13 protein-coding genes are annotated in these 15,631 nt (G+C 52.9%); 5 read left to right on the forward strand and 8 right to left on the reverse strand.

Annotated elements, in window-relative coordinates:
- Window positions 1-51: 51 nt before the first annotated feature.
- Window positions 52-1,785 (reverse strand): D-lactate dehydrogenase, encoded by a 1,734-nt coding sequence (gene dld, locus PGQ95_RS15085; RefSeq protein ID WP_430918564.1) that lies wholly within the window; start codon window positions 1,783-1,785, stop codon window positions 52-54.
- A gap of 201 nt (window positions 1,786-1,986) precedes the next feature.
- Here dld and bglX point away from each other — a divergent pair, with 201 nt between their 5' ends.
- Entirely contained in the window at window positions 1,987-4,284 is a 2,298-nt protein-coding gene (bglX, locus tag PGQ95_RS15090; RefSeq protein WP_430918566.1) for a beta-glucosidase BglX, read from the forward strand.
- Between the two features lie 53 nt (window positions 4,285-4,337).
- Here the strand turns inward: bglX and PGQ95_RS15095 are convergent, their stop codons facing one another.
- The 6 genes from PGQ95_RS15095 to PGQ95_RS15120 all read right to left on the reverse strand — a co-directional run bounded on the left by PGQ95_RS15095 (window position 4,338) and on the right by PGQ95_RS15120 (window position 11,413).
- Window positions 4,338-5,072 carry a fimbrial assembly chaperone gene (locus tag PGQ95_RS15095; protein WP_213316985.1) on the reverse strand — a complete coding sequence of 245 codons (735 nt, stop codon included), beginning with the start codon at window positions 5,070-5,072 and terminating at the stop codon, window positions 4,338-4,340.
- Window positions 5,038-6,366, reverse strand: coding sequence for a fimbrial usher protein StbD (gene stbD / locus PGQ95_RS15100; protein ID WP_430918568.1), 1,329 nt, complete (start codon window positions 6,364-6,366; stop codon window positions 5,038-5,040). The genes PGQ95_RS15095 and stbD overlap by 35 nt, the downstream gene beginning before the upstream one ends.
- A 4-nt stretch (window positions 6,367-6,370) precedes the next feature.
- Entirely contained in the window at window positions 6,371-8,923 is a 2,553-nt protein-coding gene (locus tag PGQ95_RS15105) for a fimbrial outer membrane usher protein (RefSeq protein ID WP_430918602.1), read from the reverse strand.
- The gene (locus PGQ95_RS15110; RefSeq protein ID WP_213316987.1) at window positions 8,907-9,668 is read right to left on the reverse strand and encodes a fimbria/pilus periplasmic chaperone; all 762 of its coding nucleotides are present in this window, start codon (window positions 9,666-9,668) and stop codon (window positions 8,907-8,909) included. The genes PGQ95_RS15105 and PGQ95_RS15110 overlap by 17 nt, the downstream gene beginning before the upstream one ends.
- A 64-nt stretch (window positions 9,669-9,732) precedes the next feature.
- The gene (locus tag PGQ95_RS15115) at window positions 9,733-10,269 is read right to left on the reverse strand and encodes a fimbrial protein (protein WP_213316988.1); all 537 of its coding nucleotides are present in this window, start codon (window positions 10,267-10,269) and stop codon (window positions 9,733-9,735) included.
- A gap of 340 nt (window positions 10,270-10,609) precedes the next feature.
- Window positions 10,610-11,413, reverse strand: coding sequence for a winged helix-turn-helix domain-containing protein (locus tag PGQ95_RS15120; RefSeq protein WP_430918570.1), 804 nt, complete (start codon window positions 11,411-11,413; stop codon window positions 10,610-10,612).
- A 363-nt stretch (window positions 11,414-11,776) separates the two neighbouring features.
- Here PGQ95_RS15120 and osmF point away from each other — a divergent pair, with 363 nt between their 5' ends.
- Genes osmF through PGQ95_RS15140 form a run of 4 tightly spaced genes read left to right on the forward strand, consistent with a single transcriptional unit; the run spans window position 11,777 to window position 15,517 of the window.
- A complete protein-coding gene (osmF, locus tag PGQ95_RS15125; protein ID WP_430918572.1) occupies window positions 11,777-12,691 on the forward strand; it encodes a glycine betaine ABC transporter substrate-binding protein OsmF in 915 nt (304 codons plus the stop codon).
- A gap of 6 nt (window positions 12,692-12,697) precedes the next feature.
- Window positions 12,698-13,855, forward strand: a complete 1,158-nt coding sequence (locus PGQ95_RS15130) for an ABC transporter permease (protein WP_213316991.1) — start codon at window positions 12,698-12,700, stop codon at window positions 13,853-13,855.
- A complete protein-coding gene (locus PGQ95_RS15135) occupies window positions 13,848-14,783 on the forward strand; it encodes an ABC transporter ATP-binding protein (RefSeq protein WP_430918575.1) in 936 nt (311 codons plus the stop codon). Before PGQ95_RS15130 ends, PGQ95_RS15135 begins: the two co-directional genes overlap by 8 nt.
- The gene (locus PGQ95_RS15140; RefSeq protein WP_087860180.1) at window positions 14,780-15,517 is read left to right on the forward strand and encodes an ABC transporter permease; all 738 of its coding nucleotides are present in this window, start codon (window positions 14,780-14,782) and stop codon (window positions 15,515-15,517) included. Before PGQ95_RS15135 ends, PGQ95_RS15140 begins: the two co-directional genes overlap by 4 nt.
- Here the strand turns inward: PGQ95_RS15140 and PGQ95_RS15145 are convergent.
- Window positions 15,492-15,605 carry a protein YohO gene (locus PGQ95_RS15145; RefSeq protein WP_015365743.1) on the reverse strand — a complete coding sequence of 38 codons (114 nt, stop codon included), beginning with the start codon at window positions 15,603-15,605 and terminating at the stop codon, window positions 15,492-15,494. The genes PGQ95_RS15140 and PGQ95_RS15145 overlap by 26 nt on opposite strands.
- Window positions 15,606-15,631 lie beyond the last annotated feature (26 nt).

Below are 15,631 nucleotides of genomic sequence, written 5' to 3' on the forward strand. Positions count from 1 at the left end.
CGGCCTGCAGCGTAATACAGAAGCCCGGCGGCTGAATAGTCCTGGTGACGATTATTGTGCTTTCGTTGGCTTCTGCGCCTCGCCCCAGTATTTTTGTTTGCTGGTTTTGCCAATACCCGGATTCATGCTGTTGGTGGGATCGTTCTGGCGATAGAAGCGCTTTAAACTCTCCGCCGCTTCATACAGATGGCCGACGTTGTGCTCCGCCGGGTACTGCGCGCCGCGCGCTTTCAACAGATCCAGCATTTTTTCCTTCAGTTCGTGCGCATCGACCCCTTTCTTTACGATGTAATCCTGGTGGAAGACGTGACACATAAAGTGGCCATAGTAGAGCTTGTAGACTAGCTGGCTATCGATTTCCGCAGGCAGATGTTCGAACCATTCGGTGTCATTGCGGCGCAGGGCGATGTCCAGCGCCAGAATATCTTCCACTTCGTCGGCATGTACCGCCTGATAGCGGATCGCCGCGCCGGCGGCGGCGAAGCGGTGCAGGAATGCCTTGCTGCCTTCTTCCGCGGTACAGACAAAGAAATCGCCTTCGGCCTGCTGGAAATACTCCGTAAGCCACTTCTGCGCTTCTTCGATGCCGTCGCCGGCCATCTTCAGCAGCAGATGATGTTCGTACTTATCGCGCCAGGTTTTCATACGCTCCGGCAGGTGCGCCGGGAAGGCATGACCGAGCTTCTGCATAAAGCGGTCGGTGAAGTGCGGCTTGAACAGGGAGACTTTTTCCAGCATCGCGTCGGTGCGCCCCTTCATGGTGAAGAAGAACGGCATTTTGTCGGTGCCGAGCTTATCGATCATCAGGAAGGTGTCTTTGCCATATTTTTCGGCGATATCGTAAATATCGCGGTGCATATATTCGCCGGCCACCGGCAGATTATTGAATTCAGCGAGGATGTGGCGGCGGATTTCGGTGAGCACTTCCGGCTGATTGGTACCGATATAGAACACCTGCTGGCGTTTTTCCGCCGGAAAAGTATCGAGACGAACGGCGAAGACCGCCAGTTTACCGGCGCAGCCGGAGGATTCGAACAGGCGGTCCGGGTCGGCGTTATAGCGAGCCGGGGTATCGGCGTTGACATCGCGCACGCGGGTGACGTAATCGTGATCGTGGGCGTGGCGGCCATCGTGCTGCACGTCGGCATCGTTGATACGGTCATCGTCGAGGCGGCTCAGGATTTGTTCCGGCGTCGCGCCTAAATCGATTCCCAGATGGTTGACTAATTTCAGCTTGCCGTCGGCGTCAATCTGCGCAAACAGCGACATTTCGGTATAGGCAGGTCCGCGCTGCACCAGTGAACCACCGGAATTGTTACAGATACCGCCGATAACCGATGCGCCGATGCAGGAAGAGCCGATCACCGAGTGCGGTTCGCGGCCCAGCGGTTTTAGCGCTTTTTCCAGTGAATAGAGGGTGGTGCCAGGGTAGGCCAGCACCTGCTCGCCCTTATCCAGCAGGTGCAGCTTGTCCAGACGCAGCGTGCTGATAATGACAATTTCACGATCGTAATCATTGCCGCTCGGGGTGGAGCCTTCAGTGAGGCCGGTATTCGCCGCCTGCATCAGGATAATTTTATCAGCTTGAACGCAGGCGCTGAGAACTCGCCATAGTTCAAGCAGGGTACCGGGGAACACCACCGCCAGCGCATCGCCGTGGCCGGAGCGGAAACCTTTTCGGTAACGCTGGGTTTTCGCCGGATCGGTTAACAGATGCGAGGAGCCAACCAGCCGCGCCAGTTCCGCCAAAAAGGGAGGGTTATTTATTGTTGTTGCAGATGACATGATTCACTCCTTGTGGGCACAGGAAAGCTATATCGCTGTTAGCATACCGCTTTGTATGACAATTTGGTGCATGAATGTTTCTATAAATCAGATAAGAACCTTAGCATTCTACGGGCGCGTTGTTTATATATATGGCAAACTGCGGTTTTTGCTGCGTTTTCGCTGGGCTATTAGCACCGAATCAAAGAGGGATACATAATAATGAAATGGTTGTGTACTGTTGGCGTCGCCGTGAGCCTGGCGCTGCAACCCGCGCTGGCCGATGAGCTGTTTGGTAACCATCCGCTGACGCCTGAGGCGCGAGATGCGTTTGTTAGCGAACTGCTGAAAAAAATGACGGTCGATGAAAAAATCGGTCAGCTGCGCTTAATCAGCGTCGGCCCGGATAACCCGAAAGAGGCGATCCGGGAAATGATCAAAGACGGTCAGGTAGGGGCGATTTTTAATACCGTAACCCGGCCTGATATCCGCGTGATGCAGGATCAGGTGATGCAGCTAAGCCGCCTGAAGATCCCGCTGTTTTTCGCCTACGATGTGCTGCACGGCCAGCGTACCGTCTTCCCGATAAGCCTCGGTCTGGCCTCCTCTTTTAATCTCGACGCGGTGAATACCGTCGGGCGTATTTCGGCCTACGAAGCGGCTGACGATGGTCTTAATATGACCTGGGCGCCGATGGTCGACGTCTCTCGCGACCCGCGCTGGGGCCGCGCCTCCGAAGGTTTTGGCGAGGATACTTACCTGACCACCATGATGGGTAAAGCGATGGTGGAATCGATGCAGGGCAAGAGCCCGGCAGACCGCTATTCGGTGATGACCAGCGTTAAACACTTCGCCGCCTACGGCGCGGTTGAAGGCGGCAAAGAGTACAACACCGTCGATATGAGCCCGCAGCGCCTGTTCAACGACTATATGCCGCCGTATAAAGCCGGTCTCGATGCCGGCAGCGGCGCGGTGATGGTGGCGCTAAACTCGCTCAACGGTACTCCGGCCACTGCCGATTCCTGGCTGCTGAAAGACGTCCTGCGCGACCAGTGGGGCTTCAAAGGCATCACCGTTTCCGACCATGGCGCCATCAAAGAGCTGATTAAACACGGCGTCGCCTCCGACCCGGAAGACGCGGTGCGCGTCGCGCTGAAGTCCGGTATCAACATGAGCATGAGCGATGAGTACTACAGCAAATATCTGCCGGGGCTGGTGAAATCCGGCAAGGTGACGATGGCCGAGTTGGATGACGCTACCCGTCACGTGCTCAACGTCAAGTATGATATGGGGCTGTTCAACGATCCGTACAGCCACCTGGGGCCGAAAGCATCCGACCCGCAGGACACCAACGCCGAAAGCCGTCTGCATCGTAAAGAGGCGCGTGAAGTGGCGCGAGAAAGCCTGGTGCTGCTGAAAAATCGTCTCGATACCCTGCCGCTGAAAAAATCCGGCACCATCGCGGTGGTGGGCGCGCTGGCGGATAGCAAGCGCGACATGATGGGCAGTTGGTCGGCGGCGGGCGTGGCCGATCAGTCGGTCACCGTGCTGACCGGCATCAAAGAAGCGCTGGGCGATAAAGGCAAAGTGATTTATGCCAAAGGCGCTAACGTTACCGACGATAAAGGCATTGTCGATTTCCTTAACCTGTATGAGAAAGCAGTGCAAGTCGACCCGCGCTCGCCGCAGGAGATGATCGATGAAGCCGTGGCGGCGGCGAAACAGTCCGACGTGGTCGTTGCGGTAGTGGGCGAAGCGCAGGGCATGGCGCATGAGGCTTCCAGCCGTACCGATATCACCCTGCCGCAAAGCCAACGCGACCTGATTAGCGCGCTGAAAGCGACCGGTAAGCCGCTGGTGCTGGTGCTGATGAACGGCCGTCCGCTGGCGCTGGTGAAAGAGGATCAGCAGGCTGATGCGCTGCTGGAGACCTGGTTTGCCGGTACTGAAGGCGGGCATGCAATCGCCGATGTGCTGTTTGGCGATTATAACCCTTCCGGTAAGCTGCCGATGTCCTTCCCGCGTTCGGTGGGGCAGATCCCGACCTACTACAGCCATCTGAATACCGGCCGTCCGTATAATCCGGAAAAGCCTAATAAATACACCTCGCGTTATTTCGATCAAGCGAATGGCCCGCTGTATCCATTTGGCTATGGCCTGAGCTACACCACCTTTAGCGTTTCTGATGTCAAAATGTCGGCGTCAACGATGCCGCGCGACGGCAGCGTGACCGCCAGCGTGCAGGTGACCAACACCGGCAAACGCGAAGGGGCGACGGTGATCCAGCTTTATTTGCAGGACGTGACCGCGTCGATGAGCCGGCCGGTGAAAATGCTGCGCGGCTTTAAGAAGGTGAATCTCAAGCCGGGCGAGACGCAAACCGTTAGCTTCCCGATTGATGTTGAAGCGCTGAAGTTCTGGAACCAGCAGATGAAATACGTTGCCGAACCGGGCAAATTCAACGTCTTTATTGGGGTGGATTCCGCCCGCGTTAAGCAGAGCGAATTTGAACTGCTGTAACCAGCAATATTTTTGAGACTACAAACCCCTTCCGTAGAAACGGAAGGGGTTTTTTAATGCATAAATTGCGGTGTTGCGGCGTAATTCCTGGCGTTTCCATCATCGCCGATTACCGAGTAACGTATGGCGTCGCTGCGCTGTAGCGGTTGGCTAGACTCTATCTTTTGACCTGATTTTGGCGGGATAAGCAGGTTATCAATCGATTTTTGCATACCTGGCTGCACGCTTATGCTCATAAACCACGGCGTGGGATTATCGATGGTGATGGTTTTCCCCTCCACGCTAAATTTCAGTTGCTGTTCCGTATCGGGGGTTGGCGCTTTCAAATTTGCCGGTCGAACAAAAACCTTTAACCGTAACCGCAGCGGCAGGATAACCTGACGTGATCCGGTGTCAGCGGTTTTAGTGTTGGGGGGGATTTGATAGAGATTGAGCCAAAACAGGCTTTCGCGGTCCGCGGCTAAAATTTGCCGTGAAGTAAGCATTAAGCGCAGCGAACGCAGTTCGCCGGGCTGCATTTTGAACACCGGAGGCAGAACGACAATAGGCGTGTCACGGCTATCCGGCGAAGCGGCGATATCACCCTTGTCGCTCCAGGTTTGCAAAAGCATAGGCGTCTCGCCGTCATTAGATAACGTAATTGCCTGTGACATTTCGCCGGCGGCGAAAATGACGCGGGTTTTTTCAACGTTGACTATCGCCAGGGCAGGGCGGGTCGTTCCCGCCGCTGCCAGCAATGCGAAAGCCAGCGCTTTACTGAAAGCTGACCACTGCCTGAAGCTGCGCATTCACCGTCCCTGCTGTAATGGTTTGACCGCTTATCGCCTCCAGCGAGGCGGTGAAATCGCCGCTGTAGATATTGGTACTGCCAGAGGAGATGAGCGATGTGAGATCCTGATACGCATACCAGCCGCGGCTATTTCCACTGCCGGTGCTTTGTCTGTCAGGCAATAAATTGATCGCATTTCCTGACTGATTGTAAATCCGGATCCCAACACCTGAGGCGATGCCGCCGCTTCCATAGTGGGTATCCAATAGCCACGTTAGCCCGCCGCCGGAGGTGACCAGTCCTAATGATTGTGCTGCGGCGACCGCGGTTGGTTGGTTAACTAAAAAACCCATCGCGACGTTGGCTGAACTGCTGGTGGAAGCTGATGTGCTCGACTTCGCTCCAGACTCGCACTCCAGGCTGACGGTGAAAGGGCGTTGGCTGCTGCCGCCCGCCGCAAGTGCGCCAACCGCAATCGGTGGCAAGGTGACCACCGAGGGATAATCTTTTATCTGGCAAAGCGCGCCGCGTACGTAGGTGACATTGTTGTAGGTGCTCCAGCCGCCAGGCCACAGGCTATACCAGCCATCATAATGGGTGTTGTGATCTTCTCCAGGAGAGAGCGCATTGGTCGCTAAACCAGGTCCTTTGAACGCAATATAACCGCGAGGTTGGCTCCAGACGTCTTTGTTCGTAGCGTTGGAGTAAACATAGTAGGCTGTATCATCCGTTTTATACATTTCATATAGCACGTTGCTGAAGGCGCTTGCCGGGATATAAATGTATTGATCATCCTGATACCAGCTATCTGATGTAAGCTGCCGCTCCTTCCAGTAACGGCTGTAGTACTCCCCTGTACTCAAGTTGGTGATGCGTACGGCGACATTTTTTTCCGCGTCATAATAAGCGCCGTCGACATCGGATACCGCATATTTGCCGGCATAGGTACTGTCACCGTTGGTCGAGTACATTTCGTATAAACTACCCGCATCTGCCAGCGCACAGCGAAACAGGACTTGATTACTCCCATAGGTCTGATTAGTTGACGCGGTCAGGAAGTTGCCGACGGCGCTGGCGAGGAGCGTCCCCGCCGGCTGAAAATTTTTCCCGGAATTGACGCTTATGACCGAGGGCAGACCGATGTTGCTGGTGCAGGTGTCACAGGCTCCGCTCCAGCTGGCGGCGGTATAACCTGCCGCTTTTGCGGCTGAGGATAATGACGACGAACTGGTCACCCTGATGCAGGAAGCCGAAGATATCCCCGCCGTAGCCATCGCGGCAATGAGTAATAATAAATGAATAGCCGAACGCATAGCGTTAATCCTTTTCACAGATCTTATCCAGATACTGAAGATCGTCATTGGTTTTTAAATCGATTTGGTAGCTCACCCGACAGGAGAGGGCGTTGTTATCTCCCCAGCGCACCAATAGCGAGCCCGAGGCCGTGGCGATACGGGCGTAAATCTGCCCGCCCTGGCCGACCATCCCAATTACCGCTCCTTCACCGTTTATCACGTCGGCGCCCATCGGCGGCAGATGGCCATCGCGGGTTTTTACGTTGATCAGCACGGCTTTTCCGGAAAGGGTGGCAAAATTAACGCGTGCAATGGCGCCTGCATAGGGTACGACGCGTTGGCTACCGCCGGTTAATTCAGCGTTGCTGTTCATTTTTTGTGTATTCAGAGCGACGGTGTTGGCGCGGTAAGGAGAAAGCGACGGTAAGATGGCATAACCAAAACGATCAATAACTGCGCCCTGGCCGTTTTGTACCTCAGCTCCCTCTGCGCCATCAGCGTGAATTAGGGCGAAGGTATCGCTGGCGTATGGCCCTGCGGTTATTCCCCCAGGGTGCACAACAATTGTTCCGGACGCGCCAATCGCGCTCTGGCGATAGTTATTGCCCTGATCGTAGCTGGCCCGTAGGGCGCCAATTCGCGTATTTTGCTGGGCATTGCCGCCAAAGGTTGACGATGACCCGCTATCGCCATTGCGGTAGCGTTCATAGCCGCCATACACCGACCATGACAAATTACTGTTATCGCCGCTGGTGCCGGTCATCGATATGGTTGATGACCGGCTTTCGTGCGTTTGGTTATAGTTCATGGCCATCGAAGTGCGGTTTTCGCCCCAATCCAATGGAATGGAAATATTAAACGAAACGGTGGTTTCAGTATATTTCTCCTGCGTACTGCTGTCTGATTCGTCGCCAACGCCGTAATAGTAATGGCCGTAATCCCAGGTGCTGCGCTGGCGGGCGACGTTGATGCCGTAGCTTATTTGTTTCCACTGGTTGCTGTACCCAAGCTGTAGTTCGGTGAGTCGTGACTGATTACTATAATAATCCGCCGTACTGGCGCTTAAATTTAAGGTACCGAAGCCTGCTAACGGCTGACTAATGGTAGCGGAGAGGCGATTACGCTGTTGTAAGGTATCCGAATAATAATCAGTCCCAGTTTCTTGCTGGCGTCGAACACCCAAGACATCCTGGAGATCGCGGAATCCATCTGTTGAATATCGGTATGCCGCCAGTACCAGATTGGTGCCGGTTTCGAAGGTTTTGCTATAGCTCAATTCCGCGCGCCAGCCCTGATGGCGATTATTATCTTCCACGACAGCATTAGACCAGGTGGCATTTACGCCGAATGCGCCAAGCCAGGTGGCCCAGACTCCACCAGCCAGCCAGGCCTGGTAGTCCTCGGCGATTCTGGAACCGAGATTAATAGTGACATTGTTATTGATCCCGTGCTGCAGCGTTCCCTCGAAAAAGTCATTATCAACGCTGTAATATTGGCGTACGCGCCCTAAGGCGAGCGAATAATGCCAATTGCCTGGACGAACGGAATCAGGCACCGCGGAATAGGGAACGGTGAAAGAAGACGTTTTACCACTGGCTTCAATCACTTCGACTTGTAAATCCCCCTGATTACGGGTGTTATACAGATCGTCAATGATAAACGGCCCAGGCGGAACATTGGTTTCGTAGATAGTTTTACCCAGCTGTTTCACCACTACCCGGGCGCTGCTTGCCGCTATACCACGAACTTCTGGCGCGTAACCGCGTTTTCCCTGAGGCCACATTCGTTCATCAGTGGCAAGTTTGACACCGTTAAAGGAAATACTGCCAAATAGACTTGAGTCGGTATAATTATCACCCACGCTGATGACGCTATTGATTTGCTGGATAGGCCGCTGCACCCAGGTACGAACGCTATCGTAGTGATATTCGTTTCCACTTTCGTCGCTATCGGCATAACGCATATTTCCCTGATGGCGCACTTGCCATAATCCAAGATTGGTTCCAGCATTAATCCCGCTCCATAAATACTGATAGCGAGAGTTATTGTCGGTATTCTCGGTGACGGTATAGCTACTATTGTGGCGAAAAAAAAGCGCCAGGGCGCCGCTATCCCATTCCGTTGGTGGGATATACCCGCGCGGAACACGATTGAGTTCAGTCATTGGAATAGTCAGCGATAAACGAAGTATCGCTGCTTCAAAATCCCACTTAGCCTGCGGCACCCACTGAGTTAGGGAGCGGCATGATGCATCATCTTTTTCGGGTAATGATTTTACTTGCGCGGTTTTCATGATTGCCAGCGGCAGGCAGGGTTCAGTATCCTTTTCATTCTCTAAGACTTTGAACTGAATCGGTACACCAGATTTCACTAGTGTATTATTGACGAAAATATCCACCACATAAAGGCCAGAGGCGGTGTGCGGTTGGTTAAATTTCTCTATATTTTGACCATAGGACGAACCCTGGAATAAGTTAGGATCAAAATAGAAATCTTCGGCTAAAGCAGGATTAATGCAAAGTAAGCCGACTAGCACTGCAAGTTTTTGCGGGGGGAGTTCAGGGATAAGTAACATTATATCGCTCGCTAATCCTTGCGCCCTGATCGTTAACCAGGGTGACATTTACGCTACCAGTAGTCCGTTTGGCATTATTATTTTCCGGCAGCCAAAATATTTGGTTACTGAATGGGGCAACCATATCGGTTTTCAGTGTATACGTTTTGCCGCTGGCGCTCGCCGTTAGATTGCTAATAGAGGCGTACCAGGGGTGTGGATTAATAACGTTAATACCAGTGCCTTTATTTGCGTCGAAAACCGTTTTTATTTGTAGTTTTTTAACCAGATTTCCTGGTGCGCCTAATTTGGCTGGGCGATAAAATAATTTGATACGCGTACGCAGCATCACCAGCATTTTATTTTGCTTTTTATCGCCGTTAACGTTAGCTGGCGGAACCTGTAGGGCGTTAAACCAAAAAACCGATTCGCGATCCAGCGGTAATGCTTTGGTCTTACTGTATACAACACGGACAACCTGGCCAGATTTCGCTTGAATACGAAAAACGGGCGGCGTTGCCAGGAAAGGGACAGTGCCGACAGCCTGTGGGTCGGCGTCGATATCGCCATTATCAAACCATGTTTGTACAACATAGGGGAACGTATCGTTGTTTTTTAACTGGACGTCCACGGATGTGACATCTGAAGGATAAATTATACGGCTACCTAATAGCGTCACGCTGGCCCATGAAAAGGTCAGTGGCAGTAATATAAGCGCCACGCCAGTGAGATATCGAATGCCATAACGGATAAAGTCCTTTACCATTTCAACGGCTCCATGAAGGCTAAAAATGTGGCCTACACAAACGCAGTAGGCCACATATAAACGATTACTGGTAAGACACGGCGTACTGCATGGTGGCTTCTACAGTACCTGCAGCTGCCTTGCCGTTGGCGTAGTACTGTGCGGTATACGTTGCGCTGGCTTCGGTTTCGCCTGCTGCCAGCGTCAGGTCACCATCCCCTTTGAAGCTGTCAGTCAGGTTAATTGCCTTACCGGCGGTATCCAGAATTTGTACTTCGACATTTGCTGCGGTTCCGGTGTTACCAAGGTTGCCGTTAGTGGTGACCTGGTTGCCGACGAATACGGTGGAGATTTTTGTCTCTGCAGCGGTGTTGCCAGTACAGCCAGTCAGGCCAATATCAAAAGTCGCCTGGCCTGCGGTATCGCCACTGGCGGCCAGTTCAGTGCTGCTAACGGTAGGCAGTAGTACAACGGGTGAAGTTTGATTGCCATTGATAGCGACGGAACAGGTTTCGTCACTCACTTCGCCCTGGAAACTAATGGTATTATCTGAAGCTGCCATCGCGTTTGCGGAAAGCAGCAAAGAACCTGTCAGGATTGCTAAAATATTTTTCTTAAACATATAAATCTATCCTATATTAAGATAATGTATATAATTCCCTTGTTGCATGATGCCTGACTCATAATAATTGCTAGAGCTGGAGCTAGATAAAGGTTGATGTTTGCGATCTTTCCTTCATGTTTCTCGCGGCAGGTATTCATGTAGATTGAATAATATTGTCGAATGAATTTATTGTAAATATTAAATATCACTTTCTTATTATTTATATTTTTGTTTTGATGGTTAATTTTCATTTTCTGATTTTATTTATTAATTTTTATTGATTAATTTAGTAGGTGAATATTTATGTGACCATCTAACGAGTGGAGCGTTTGGCTATTCTGCTTGCGATATTATTGCGCTACTTGAGAATGGTTGATATTTGTATTTTTAGGCAAATATCTGATTCGTTTGATATTATTTTTTCGCACAAAAGAGGGGAGTAACGTGATACCCCCAACGTTCTGGACGTGAGAGATTCATTACGAACCAGCAGAATATATTGATCATGGTTACAGTGTAAATTAAGTTGTTGCAGACTCTGAAGGACATCTTTTTTAAAACTAGATAGTGTCGCCAGATCGGCTGCATTTTCTGCAATCCGTACTGCGCAGGTTCTTGCTGAACCTATTAATAATTCATCCTGGTGATGTGAGCTATTGAAAAATAGAAATGTGATTAATAATATTAGCGATATGGATACACAACATGCGGCGAAGATACATGTCCACAACCCCGGCGCAAAATGTTGCCTATGATACTGTGATAGTTTTACTGTTGGACAATCGGATATGATTGCTGATGTATTGGCAATCGGAGAGGCATGATCAACAAGTTCTTCAACAACAATTTGCTTGTTTAGCATAAATCCCACTTTCGGGACGGTAATAATAATTTCTTCGTTCTGATTAAAATGGCGTAGTATTCGGCGTAATTTACTAATACATTGATTAAGATTGTTATTGCTGGAAACCATACCAAAGTCATCCCAAACTTTTTTGAATAATACTTCCCGGCAAACAACCTCCCCGGAATGGGAGAGTAATAAATAAAGAAGTCTCTTGGCAGGGTTCGAAATTTGTATTGGATCGTCAGGAGATTCTTCGGTGAATATTGTGCTGGTGTCGAAATCGAAAACGATATGTTCATTCAGTAAAAATTTCATTAGATAAATCCGTTCTGATGGGAATTGTTTCACCTGCATGAGTTAAGCATTACTTATCCATTTAAAATGGGTGTGGGGTGATCATGAATTCGTTATTTGAATTATTATTTTCTAATTCATTGATTCATGCTCTATCTAGAGGGAAACCTTTCGTTAAATCTTAATTGTTGAAGTATCGTGATTTTGGACGAGGGATGCAATATTTAATGTTCGATATTCGGCATTTAATGCATGAAGTAAAGTGACGATTTTCTTTTAATGTTTTTTAAGGTTCATGATTTTATTGTTTTGCTACTTTTCTTTGATGAATTTTAGCTTAGCGCCTAAGCTTTAGTACTGAGATATGAGGAGTGGTGAAAATTGATGAGCAAAATAAAGATTAAGACAATCGTATCAGGCCTGGTACTCATCAGCTGCTCTTCACTGGCGGCAGAACCGGTGAAGGTGGGCTCGAAAATTGATACAGAAGGGGCGCTGCTCGGCAATATCATTTTGCAGGTGCTGGAAAGTCACGGTGTGAAAACGATCAATAAAGTTCAGCTTGGCACCACGCCGGTGGTTCGCGGAGCGATTACCGCCGGTGAGCTGGATATCTATCCGGAATACACCGGCAACGGGGCTTTCTTCTTTAAAGATGAAAATGATCCGGCGTGGAAAAACGCCAAACAGGGCTATGAAAAAGTTAAGAAGCTGGACGCGGACAAAAACAAGCTGATCTGGCTGACTCCTGCCCCCGCCAATAATACCTGGACTATCGCGGTGCGACAGGAAGTGGCAGAGCAAAATCATCTTACTTCTTTGGCCGATCTTAGCGCCTATCTACAGAAGGGCGGCGACTTCAAACTGGCGGCTTCCGCGGAATTTATCGAGCGCGCCGATGCCCTGCCGGCATTTGAAAAAGCTTACGGATTTAAGCTTAATCAGAATCAGCTGTTGTCGCTGGCGGGCGGCGATACCGCAGTGACGATCAAAGCGGCGGCACAGCAAACCTCCGGCGTTAACGCGGCGATGGCCTATGGTACCGATGGGCCGGTGGCGGCGCTGGGGTTACAAACCCTGAGCGATCCAAAAGGCGTACAGCCCATTTACGCGCCGGCGCCGGTTGTGCGCGACGCGGTGCTGAAGGCGTATCCGCAGATGGCGCAGTGGCTGGAGCCGGTGTTCGCCAGCCTCGATGAAAAAACGTTGCAGAAATTAAACGCGAGTATTGCCGTTGAAGGGCGTGACGCGAAGAGCGTGGCCGCCGATTACCTGCAACAAAAAGGGCTGCTGAAGTAAGGACTGGTGACTATTCGTTGTTATAACCGCGTGGCGCTGCTGCTCACGCTACTGCTATTGGCCGTGGCGGCGCTGCCGTTTGTCACTTATGCCCCTAACCGTCTGCTCTCCGGGGAAGCGCGTTGGCTTTGGACGCAGATGCCGTGGCTGGCGGCGGCGCAGCTGGCGGGGGGGCTGCTGTTATTGCTAATGTGTTGGCTCCCCGGTCGTCTGGCGTTGCTCGGTAGTCTGCTTATTGCCGATTTACTCCTGCCTTTACTAATGTGGGGCGCCGGGCATGTCGCGCTACAACTGGTCCAACAGGGCTCCCCGCTGGCGCGTACTTCTCCCGGTAGCGGATTATGGCTTGCTCTCGCGCTATGCCTGCTGATTGCCAGCGATATTATTCGCCGTTTGACGCCGCGAGCGCTGTGGCGTTGGTTGCTGAATGCGCAGCTTTGGCTGCTACCGTGCCTGCTGCTGTGGCATGGGTCGCTCGACCAACTCTCTTTGCTGAAAGAATATGCTAACCGCGAGGATGTCTTTAATGACGCGCTGCGTCAGCATCTATGGCTATTGTTCGGGACGTTGCTGCCCGGATTGTTATTGGGTTTATCGATAGGCTTTGTCCTCTGGCGACGCCCCAGCTGGCAGGCGCCGGTATTCACCTTCCTTAATGTGATTCAAACTATTCCCTCGGTGGCGCTATTCGGTTTGTTGATTGCGCCGTTGGCCGGGTTGACGCGCCATTTTCCGTGGCTGGGGGATATTGGCATTTCCGGAACCGGTCTGGCGCCGGCGCTGATCGCGCTGGTGCTGTACGCGCTATTGCCGCTGGTGCGTGGGGTGGTGACCGGGCTGCAACAGGTACCGCGCGAGGCGCTGGAAAGCGCGACCGCGATGGGAATGAGCGGCGGACAGCGTTTCCGCCAGGTCCAAATGCCGTTGGCGCTACCGATTCTGCTGCGCAGCTTGCGGGTGGTCAGCGTGCAGACCGTCGGTATGGCGGTGGTGGCGGCGCTGATAGGCGCGGGCGGCTTCGGCGCTTTGGTGTTTCAGGGGCTCCTCAGCAGCGCGCTGGATTTGGTGCTGCTGGGGGTCATTCCGACGATTGCGCTGGCGGTGGTAGTGGACGCCGTGTTTGCGCTATGGGGCGCGTTGCTAAAAGGAGAGGCGCATGATTGAGTTCGACGGGGTGAATAAAGCCTTTGCCGGGCAGCCGGCGGTAAAGGATCTCAACCTGCATCTGTGCGAGGGGGCGTTTTCGGTGTTGATAGGGACGTCCGGCTCCGGAAAATCGACCACTCTGAAGATGATTAATCAACTCGTGGAACAGGATAGCGGAGTGATACGCTTCGCCGGCGAGGATATCCGCCGACAGCCGCTGCTGACGCTACGTCGCCGTATGGGGTACGCCATTCAGTCTATCGGCCTGTTTCCACACTGGACGGTGGCGCAGAATATCGCCACCGTGCCGCAGCTGCAAAAGTGGCCGCGCGGAAAAATTAACGAGCGGATTGATGAACTCATGGCGTTACTTGGCCTGGAACCTCTGCTGCGCGATCGCTACCCGCATCAGCTTTCCGGCGGCCAGCAGCAGCGCGTTGGCGTGGCGCGGGCGCTGGCGGCCAACCCGGAGGTGCTGTTAATGGATGAGCCATTTGGCGCGCTGGATCCGGTCACCCGCGAAGCGTTGCAGCAGGAGATGCTGCGCATTCATCGTCTGTTTGGGCGCACGATCGTGCTCGTCACCCATGATATCGACGAAGCGCTACGCCTGGCGGATCATCTGGTGCTGATGGACGGCGGCGAAGTGGTGCAGCAGGGGGAGCCGTTACAAATGCTGCTGCAGCCGAAAAACGCTTTTGTTGAAACCTTTTTTGGCCGTAGCGAACTGGGCGTTCGGTTGCTCTCGCTACGCGGCGTTGGGGATTACCTGCGCCGGGATGAACGGCTGACGGGCGATGCGCTGAACGTCTCTATGACGTTGCGCGAGGCGCTGTCGCAATTTGTGGCCCACCGTCGCGACGTTTTGCCGGTGGTCGATGAACAGGGCGAAGCGTGTGGTACGTTGCACTTTGCAGACCTGCTACACGATAGGGGCACGACGTGAAGGCGCTTCGCGATCCGCTGCTGTGGCTGGTGGCGCTGTTTATCGCGCTGCTGCTGGCATTGCCCCACAGCGCGCCGCTGTTTAGCTGGCTGTTTCCGGAGCTGCCGCGCCCGGTGTATCAGCAGGAGAGTTTTCTGGCGCTGACGCTGGCCCACTTTTGGCTGGTGGCGCTCTCCAGTATTGCCGCGACGGTTATCGGCGTGGGGGCGGGGGTTCTCGTCACCCGACCCGCCGGACGAGAGTTTCGCCCACTGGTGGAAACCATCGCCGCCATGGGACAGACATTTCCGCCGGTAGCGGTACTGGCGATCGCGGTGCCGGTGATGGGGTTCGGCTGGCAGCCAGCGCTTATTGCGCTGGCGCTATACGGAATATTGCCCGTGCTGCAGGGAACGCTGGCTGGATTAAGTTCGATATCGCCTGGGGTATTGAATATTGCCGAGGGGATGGGGATGAGCGGTTGGCAGCGGTTGTGTAAGGTGGAGCTGCCGCTGGCGGCGCCGGTAATGCTGGCCGGGATCCGCACCTCGACCATCGTCAATATTGGTACGGCAACCATTGCCTCAACGGTGGGCGCCAACACGCTCGGCACGCCGATAATTATCGGCCTCAGCGGTTTTAATACCGCTTATGTGCTGCAGGGGGCGCTGCTGGTGGCGCTCGCCGCGATCATTATCGACCGCTTTTTTGAACGGCTGAACCAGTGGATCAGCCGACACCACCGCGAACAATAAACGAGTAACCCGCCAGCATGACGCCGCCGATCCCGCCAATGGCCATGCATAAGAAGAGGGTAATGACCGCGATTTTCGCAGGCTTCATGATAGGCTCCTTTTGTTAACGGTGGG

It is taken from the genome of Klebsiella sp. 141240, assembly GCF_050600805.1.
Lineage (GTDB): Bacteria > Pseudomonadota > Gammaproteobacteria > Enterobacterales > Enterobacteriaceae > Klebsiella > Klebsiella aerogenes.

What these genes read in the sequence shown, in the direction of transcription:
- dld (WP_430918564.1), bottom strand. Translation starts at nt 1,785, where the DNA reads ATGTCATCTGCAACAACAATAAATAACCCTCCCTTTTTGGCGGAACTG.
- bglX (WP_430918566.1), top strand. Translation starts at nt 1,987, where the DNA reads ATGAAATGGTTGTGTACTGTTGGCGTCGCCGTGAGCCTGGCGCTGCAA.
- PGQ95_RS15095 (WP_213316985.1), bottom strand. Translation starts at nt 5,072, where the DNA reads ATGCGCAGCTTCAGGCAGTGGTCAGCTTTCAGTAAAGCGCTGGCTTTC.
- stbD (WP_430918568.1), bottom strand. Translation starts at nt 6,366, where the DNA reads ATGCGTTCGGCTATTCATTTATTATTACTCATTGCCGCGATGGCTACG.
- PGQ95_RS15105 (WP_430918602.1), bottom strand. Translation starts at nt 8,923, where the DNA reads ATGTTACTTATCCCTGAACTCCCCCCGCAAAAACTTGCAGTGCTAGTC.
- PGQ95_RS15110 (WP_213316987.1), bottom strand. Translation starts at nt 9,668, where the DNA reads ATGGTAAAGGACTTTATCCGTTATGGCATTCGATATCTCACTGGCGTG.
- PGQ95_RS15115 (WP_213316988.1), bottom strand. Translation starts at nt 10,269, where the DNA reads ATGTTTAAGAAAAATATTTTAGCAATCCTGACAGGTTCTTTGCTGCTT.
- PGQ95_RS15120 (WP_430918570.1), bottom strand. Translation starts at nt 11,413, where the DNA reads ATGAAATTTTTACTGAATGAACATATCGTTTTCGATTTCGACACCAGC.
- osmF (WP_430918572.1), top strand. Translation starts at nt 11,777, where the DNA reads ATGAGCAAAATAAAGATTAAGACAATCGTATCAGGCCTGGTACTCATC.
- PGQ95_RS15135 (WP_430918575.1), top strand. Translation starts at nt 13,848, where the DNA reads ATGATTGAGTTCGACGGGGTGAATAAAGCCTTTGCCGGGCAGCCGGCG.
- PGQ95_RS15145 (WP_015365743.1), bottom strand. Translation starts at nt 15,605, where the DNA reads ATGAAGCCTGCGAAAATCGCGGTCATTACCCTCTTCTTATGCATGGCC.